We start from the raw sequence: 7,581 nt of genomic DNA on the forward strand, positions 1-7,581 counted from the left end.
TACCCCCTGATCACGCCCGAACGCTGGATGAAGGATTTCGAGGACGCCGGCTTCAAGCCGGAGGTGATGCCCGGCATCCTGAAGGGCAACGCCGTGCGGCTGCTGGGGCTGGCGTGAGCGGGTTCTTTCGCGGCATCGCGGACATCGAGGCGCTGGAGCGCACGCCTTACGAGGAGGCGATCCCGGCGCGCACTACCTACGGCCTGATCGCGCGGGCGGCGCAGCGCCATCCCGAACGCACCGCCTTCACGTACCTGCCGGACGGCGACCCCGCCACTCCGCCGCAACGCATCACCTATGCGGAGCTGCTGGGGCAGGTCCACCGCGCGGCCAACCTGTTCCGCCGGCTCGGTGTCGGCCCGGAGGACGCGGTGGCGATCCTCGCGCCCAACATCCCGGCCACGCACTACGCGCTGTGGGGCGCGCAGCTCGCCGGCCGTGCCTGCCCGATCAACTTCATGCTGCAGCCGGAGCACGTCGCGGCGTTGCTCGATGCGAGCGGCGCCAGGGTGGTGGTGGCCCTCGGCCCGGATCCGCAGCTCGATGTCTGGTCCGCCGTGCAGAAGGTGCCGGGGCTGGAGCGCCGCACCGTGCTGCGCATCGGCGACAGCTTCGAAGCGGCGCTGGCGCAGGAAACCGACACGCTGGCCTTCGACCCGCAGCTCGCGCCGGAACGGATCGCGGCGCTGTTCCACACCGGCGGCACCACCGGCGCTCCCAAGCTCGTGCAGCACACCCACGGCAACGAGGCCCACACCTCCTGGTTCGCGCACCGCTTCTACGGCTTCGACGAGCACACGGTGGAGATCAACGGCTTCCCGCTGTTCCATGTGGCGGGCGCCTTCGTCTACGGCCTTGCACTGCTGGCCATCGGCGCCACCCAGGTGCTGCCCACCGTCACCGGCATGCGCAACGCGGCCTTCCTGCGCAACTACTGGAAGTTCTGCGAGCGCGAAGGCGTGACGGCGCTGGCCTGCGTGCCCACCATCCTGGCCAGCCTGTGCAACCTGCCGGTGGACGCCGACATCGCGCGCGTGCAGGTGGCGTACACGGGCGGCTCGCCGCTGCCCACCGAGCTGGCGCTGCGCTTCGAGAACACGCTGGGCATCGCGGTGCGCAACATCCTGGGCATGACGGAATGTGCGGGCCTGGTGTCGATCGAGCCCTTCCACGCGCCGCGCGTGCCGGGCTCCGCGGGGCTGCGCCTGCCGTACACCGAGGTGCGCGTGGTCCCCTGGCGCGACAGCCTGCGCCCGGAGCAGCAGTGCGGCGCGGGCGAGACCGGCATCGTGGTGCTGCGCGGCCCGCACGTGAGTCCCGGCTACACCGACGCGGCGCGCAACGCCGGCATGTTCGAGCAGGGCTGGCTGGTCTCCGGCGACCTGGGCCACCTCGATGCGCAGGGCTACGTGCACGTCACCGGGCGGGCCAAGGACGTGATCATCCGCGGCTCGCACAACATCGACCCGGGGCTGGTGGAGGACGCCTTCCTGGCCCATCCGGCGGTGGCGATGTGCGCCGTGGTCGGCGAGCCGGACGCCCACGCCGGCGAGGTGCCGGCGGCCTTCGTCACGCTGAAGCCCGGCGCGCAACTGGCGCCGGAGGCGCTGCTGGGCGAGGTGGCGCCGCAGGTCTACGAGCGGCCGGCCGTGCCGCGGCGGGTGGTGGTGCTGGAGGCGCTGCCCACCACGGCGGTCGGCAAGGTCTACAAGCCGGCGTTGCGGGCGCAGGCGATCGGCATCAAGCTGCGCGAGGTGATCGCGGCCGCCGCACCGGGCGTGGCGGTGGAGCTCGCGGTAAGTGAGAAAGCCGGCGGCTTCAGCGCCGAGGCGACACTGCGCGGCGCGGCCGAGCCGCAGCAGCTGGAGCCACGCCTGCGCGAGGCGCTCGGCGCGATCGCGGTGGAGACGCGCTTCCGCTTCCTGGCCTGAATCACCAGCCGCCGCAGCGCAGCCAGGCGTCGACGTCCTGCAGCCGGTCCGCGCCCCAGAACGGCTCGCCGTCGACCACGATGGTGGGCGAGCCGAAGATGCCGGCTTCCAGCGACGCCGCGACCGCCTCGCGCAGCAGCTGCGCCGCCTCCTCGCTGGCCGCGGCGGCCGCGAGTTCGGCCGGCGCCAGTCCGGCGGGCAGGGCGACGGTCGCCAGCGCCTGCGGCGTGGACAGGTCCCGCCCTTCGCCCCAGAAGGCGTGGTACAGCGCGTGGGCCAGCGCGCCGGCCAGCTCGGGGCGCTGCTTCTTCACCCACCAGAAGGCGCGTGCAGCCGGCAGCGGATTGCCCACCGGCGCGGCCAGGTCGCGCCCCAGCGCGATCCCATCCCGCCGCGCATGGCGCAGCACGTCGCGGCGGATGTAGTCGCCCTTCAAGGGTGTGTCCAGCAGGGGCTTCAAGCCCATCACCTTCATGACGCTCACGCCCAGCAGCATGGGCCGCCAGTCCACGGCCCGGCCGTGCGACGCCGCAAGCTCCTCGATGCGCAGGCTGGCGAAGTAACCATAGGGCGAGATGAAGTCGAAGTAGAACAGCAGCGGCGCGGCCATGCGGCGTAGCTTAGCCGCGCGCGCGTCCGCCCCCTCCGACGCCCGGATGCGGCACCGGCCCACGCCGCAGAGCTGCAACTCGCCGGAAACCGCCCGTTCTAACAGGCGAGAACAGCCAAGCGGGGGGAGGGGGACCTATTCGGATGGTGGATTACCTGATCGGCATCGACGGCGGTGGCAGCGGCACGAGGGCGGCAGTCCAGCGCGTCCATGGCGAGACGGTAGGCACCGGGACCGCAGGGCCCTCCGCGCTGGGCCAGGGCGTCGAGCAGGCCTGGGACAACATCCAGGCCGCGGTGCGCCAGGCCTTCGAGGGCGCGCAGCTGCCCATTCCCACCTGGAAGCGCTGCGCGCTGGCGGCCGGCCTGTCCGGCGTCAGCCATGCGCCGTGGCGCGAGGCCTTCCTCGCCGCCGACCCGGGCCTGGCCCGGCTGGAGGTGGAAACCGATTCCTTCACCATGCTCATGGGCGCGCACGGCGGGCAGCCGGGCGTGATCGTGATTGCCGGCACCGGCAGCATCGCCGAAGCCCTCCGCGCCGACGGCAGCCGCGCTACAGTCGGCGGATGGGGGTTTCGCGTGGATGACGAAGGCAGCGGCGGCTGGCTCGGCCTGCAGGCGGTGCGCCACGGGCTGGCCGCGTTCGACGGCCGCGCCAACGCCAGCCCGCTCGCGCGCCGTGTCTGGATGCACTGCGGCGACGAGCGCGAGAGCTTGCAGGCTTGGTGCCAGCGCTCCGGCCAGTTCGAGTTCGCGCAGCTCGCGCGGGCCGTGTTCGAGTGCGAGGCCACCGATCCGGTGGCGGCGCGCCTGCTGCAGCAAGCCACCGGCGCCCTGGAAGACCTGGCCCTGGCGATCGACGCCCGCGGCCGGCTGCCGCTGGCGGTGGCGGGCAGCATCGGCGAGCGGCTGGCGCCGCGCATGCGGCCGGCGCTGCGCAGCCGCCTGGTGCCTGCGAAGGCCGGCGCGGCCGAAGGCGCGCTGATGCTGGCGCGCCGGCTGCTGGTCCACACGGAAGAGGCGCTGTGACGCGCAGCGTGACGGGCCGCATCCTGACGCCCGAGGGGGCCGTGGATGGCGCCCTCCACGTGGGCGCCGACGGCCGCATCACCGCGATCGAAGGCGCCCCCGTTCCGCAGGACGAGGTCCGCGCCGGCGGCGGCCCGTTCATCCTGCCCGGCTTCATCGACCTGCACGTGCACGGCGGGGCCGGGCGCGACATCATGGAAGGCGGCGACGCGGCCCTGCAGGTGGCGCGCCAGCATGCGCAGCACGGCACGACGGCGCTGCTGGCCACCACGATGACGGCGCCGCTGGAGGACCTGCGCGTCGCACTGGAGCCGGTCGGCGCCCTGTGCCGCGAGCGCGCCGAAGGCGCGGCCCGCATCATCGGCATGCACCTGGAAGGTCCTTACATCAACAAGGGCAAGCTCGGCGCCCAGCCCGATTTCGCCCGGCCGGTGGCCCTGGACGAACTGCGCGCGCTCGATGCACTGGCGCCGATCCGCCTGCTCACGCTGGCCCCGGAAGTCCCCGGCAACATGGAGGCCATCGCCGCGCTGGTGGCGGCGGGCTTTCGCGTCCAGGTCGGCCACACGCTGGGCACCTACGAGGACGGCGTGCAGGCGCTGGAGCGCGGCGCGCGCGGCTTCACCCATTTGTTCAACGCCATGACGCCGCTGCACCACCGGATGCCCGGGATGGTGGGCGCGGCGCTCGCGCACGCGCAGTTCGCCGAGATCATTCCCGACCTGCTGCACGTGCACCCCGGTGCGATCCGCGCGGCGCTGCGCTGCATCCCCGGCCTCTACTGCGTGACCGATTCCACGGCCGCCACCGGCATGCCCGACGGCGAATACAAGCTGGGGCGCCAGCCGGTCACCAAGTGCCTGGGCGGCGTGCGGCTGGCGGACGGCACGCTGGCCGGCTCCACGCTCACCATGGACCGGGCGCTGCGCAACCTGGTCGACGTGATCGGGGTGCCGCTGGTCGATGCCGCCCGTCGGCTCGCCACCCACGCGGCCGATTTCCTCGGCCTCGCGGACCGCGGCCGGCTGGCACCGGGCGCCTGGGCGGACCTGGTGGTGCTCGATCGCGGCCTGCGGGTGCAGCAAGTCTTCGTCGAAGGAGGTGCCATCGATGTCCCGCATGCTGGATGAAGCGCGCGAAGCGCCGCAGGCCGTCGCGCGCCAGCTGGCCGCCGACGGCGAGCGCTGGCGCGCCTTCGGGGCCCGGTTGCGGCAGCAGCCGCCGGCCTCGCTGCTGACGATCGCCCGCGGCAGCTCGGACCACGCCGCGCACTACGCGGCCTACCTGGTGATGGCGCGGCTGGGGCGGCTGGTCACCTCCATGCCGATGTCGCTGATCACGCTGTACCAGTCCGAGATCCGCTGCGAGGGCCTGGCCTCGTTCGCCTTCTCGCAATCGGGCCAGAGCCCGGACCTGGTGAGCCCCACGCAGTATTTCAGGCAGTGCGGGGCCGTCACCTGCGCCTTCGTCAACGTGCCGGATTCGCCGCTCGGACGGGCGGCGGAGTGGCTGTTTCCGCTCCACGCGGGGCAGGAGACCAGCGTCGCGGCGACCAAGAGCTTCATCGCGCAGCTGGTCGCCGGCGCCCGCCTGGTGGCGGCGTGGCAGGACGATGCGGCGCTCGCCAAGGGCCTGCAGCAGCTGCCGCGGGCGATGGAGCAGGCCTGCGCCGCCGACTGGTCGCCGGCGCTGGAGGTGCTGCGCGACGCCGACCGCCTGTTCGTGATCGGCCGCGGGCTCGGGCTGCCGGTGGCGATGGAGGCGGCGCTGAAGTTCAAGGAGACCTGCGGCATCCAGGCCGAGGCCTTCTCCGGCGCCGAAGTGCAGCACGGGCCGATGCGCCTGATCGAGGAGGGTTATCCCTTGCTGGTGTTCGCGCCGCGCGGCCCGGCGCAGCCCGGGCTGCTCGAACTGGCGCAGGCCATGCGCGAACGTGGTGCACGCGTGCTGCTCGCCGCACCGGCGGGGACGCCCGATGCGAACCTGCCGCTGGTGGATAGTGAGTTGCCGGAGCTCGATCCCGTCTGCGCGATCCAGAGCTTCTATCCCATGGTGGAAGCGCTCGCGCGTGCGCGCGGCAACGACCCGGACCGCCCGCCGCACCTGAAGAAGGTCACGCGGACAAGCTGACACGCGGCTCGCGAGCGGTGTCAACCGCGGGCCCGCCGCTTGCATTGTGGAGCCATGAGCGCATGCGCATCGCAGGCTGTGGAAGCCCGTTTCACGAGCGGATGCAGACTGTGGTTTACATGCTGCTCATTGGTGTTTCCTAGCGATTCCGCCCCTTGTTTTTATCTACCGTTCACCTACAGTGAAGTCGGCGTTTGGCCTACAGGGTGGGATCATCGTGCGTCGAGGCTCTGGAGTACAGTGAATCCCACACCAAGCGATTGACGCTGCAGTCCGCAAACGAAGGAGGCTTCATGGACGTCGTCCGCAATTTCCTCACGCGCTACGAACAGAAGCGCGAGGAAGAATTGTCGATCGAGGAATACCTCGAACTCTGCAAGAAGGAGCCGCTGACGTACGCCACGGCTGCAGAGCGCATGCTTGCCGCGATCGGCGAACCGGAGATGGTGGATACGCGCCATGATCCGCGCCTGTCGCGCATCTTCGGTAACAAGGTGATCCGGGTCTACCCGGCCTTCAAGGACTTCTACGGCCTCGAAGAACCGATCGAGCAGGTGGTCTCGCACTTCCGCCATGCCGCGCAAGGCCTGGAAGAGAAGAAGCAGATCCTGTACCTGCTGGGCCCGGTGGGCGGCGGCAAGTCCTCGATCGCGGAGCGCCTGAAGCAGCTGATGGAGCACATCCCCTTCTACTGCCTGAAGGGCTCGCCGGTGAACGAGTCGCCGCTGGGTCTCTTCAGCAACGAGGAGGACGGTCCGCTGCTGGAGCAGCAGTTCGGCATCCCGCGCCGCTACACGCAGAAGATCATGTCGCCCTGGGCGGTGAAGCGCCTGGAGGAATTCGGCGGCGACATCCGCAAGTTCAAGGTCGGCAAGCGCTTCCCGTCGATCCTGAAGCAGATCGCGATCTCCAAGACCGAGCCGGGCGACGAGAACAACCAGGACATCAGCTCCCTGGTGGGCAAGGTCGACATCCGCAAGCTCGAGACCTTCGCGCAGGACGACCCGGATGCCTACAGCTACTCCGGCGGCCTGTGCCTGGCCAACCAGGGCCTGCTCGAATTCGTCGAGATGTTCAAGGCGCCGATCAAGGTGCTGCACCCGCTGCTGACGGCCACCCAGGAAGGCAACTTCAAGGGCACCGAGGGCTTCGGCGCGATCCCGTTCGACGGCATCGTGATGGCCCACTCGAACGAGAGCGAGTGGAAGGCGTTCAAGAACAACAAGAACAACGAGGCCTTCCTCGACCGGATCTACGTGGTGAAGGTGCCGTACTGCCTGCGCGTCACCGAGGAAATCAAGATCTACGAGAAGCTGATCCAGAACTCCTCGCTCGCCGACGCCGTGTGCGCGCCCGGCACGCTGAAGATGATGGCGCAGTTCTCGGTGCTCACCCGCCTGAAGGAGCCGGAGAACTCCAGCATCTTCTCCAAGATGCTGATCTACGACGGCGAGAACCTGAAGGACACGGACCCCAAGGCCAAGAGCTACCAGGAATACCGTGACTACGCCGGCGTCGACGAGGGCATGACGGGCATCTCGACGCGCTTCGCCTTCAAGATCATCTCGAAGGTGTTCAACTTCGGCTCGGAGGAAGTCGCCGCCAACCCGGTGCACCTGATGTACGTGCTGGAGCAGCAGATCGAGCGCGAGCAGTTCCCGGCCGAGACCGAGCAGAAGTACCTGTCCTACATCAAGGAGCACCTGGCCACCCGCTACGCGGAGTTCATCGGCAAGGAGATCCAGACCGCCTACCTCGAGTCGTACTCCGAGTACGGCCAGAACATCTTCGACCGCTACGTCACCTACGCCGACTTCTGGATCCAGGACCAGGAATACCGTGACACGGACACGGGCGAGATCTTCGACCGCGCGGCACTCAA

At 70.2% G+C, this 7,581-nt stretch carries 6 protein-coding genes and 1 pseudogene; 6 read left to right on the top strand and 1 reads right to left on the bottom strand.

Translation table 11 applies throughout. The features are described from left to right. Together VFM98_RS18185 and VFM98_RS18190 are read left to right on the top strand one after the other, a co-directional pair. Positions 1-117: pseudogene (locus VFM98_RS18185) on the top strand (4-hydroxyphenyl-beta-ketoacyl-CoA hydrolase); the annotation flags it as partial. Then, positions 114-1,931, top strand: coding sequence for an AMP-binding protein (locus VFM98_RS18190; RefSeq protein ID WP_325111313.1), 1,818 nt, complete (start codon positions 114-116; stop codon positions 1,929-1,931). The pseudogene VFM98_RS18185 and the gene VFM98_RS18190, both read left to right, overlap by 4 nt. Position 1,932: 1 nt before the next feature. Here VFM98_RS18190 and VFM98_RS18195 read toward each other — a convergent pair whose 3' ends face one another. Continuing rightward, positions 1,933-2,541 carry a 2-hydroxychromene-2-carboxylate isomerase gene (locus tag VFM98_RS18195; protein WP_325111314.1) on the bottom strand — a complete coding sequence of 203 codons (609 nt, stop codon included), beginning with the start codon at positions 2,539-2,541 and terminating at the stop codon, positions 1,933-1,935. A 143-nt stretch (positions 2,542-2,684) separates the two neighbouring features. Between VFM98_RS18195 and VFM98_RS18200 the strand changes: the two genes are divergently transcribed. The 4 genes from VFM98_RS18200 to VFM98_RS18215 all read left to right on the top strand — a co-directional run. Next, a complete protein-coding gene (locus VFM98_RS18200) occupies positions 2,685-3,569 on the top strand; it encodes a BadF/BadG/BcrA/BcrD ATPase family protein (RefSeq protein WP_325111315.1) in 885 nt (294 codons plus the stop codon). Next, positions 3,566-4,699 carry an N-acetylglucosamine-6-phosphate deacetylase gene (gene nagA, locus VFM98_RS18205; protein ID WP_325111316.1) on the top strand — a complete coding sequence of 378 codons (1,134 nt, stop codon included), beginning with the start codon at positions 3,566-3,568 and terminating at the stop codon, positions 4,697-4,699. The genes VFM98_RS18200 and nagA overlap by 4 nt, the downstream gene beginning before the upstream one ends. Continuing rightward, entirely contained in the window at positions 4,689-5,699 is a 1,011-nt protein-coding gene (locus VFM98_RS18210) for an SIS domain-containing protein (protein ID WP_325111318.1), read from the top strand. Before nagA ends, VFM98_RS18210 begins: the two co-directional genes overlap by 11 nt. A 293-nt stretch (positions 5,700-5,992) precedes the next feature. Next, positions 5,993-7,581, top strand: a 1,589-nt coding sequence (locus VFM98_RS18215) for a PrkA family serine protein kinase (protein WP_325111317.1), incomplete at its 3' end; no start/stop codon positions are given.

It is taken from the genome of Ramlibacter sp., from assembly GCF_035706265.1.
Taxonomy (GTDB): Bacteria; Pseudomonadota; Gammaproteobacteria; order Burkholderiales; family Burkholderiaceae_C; genus Ramlibacter.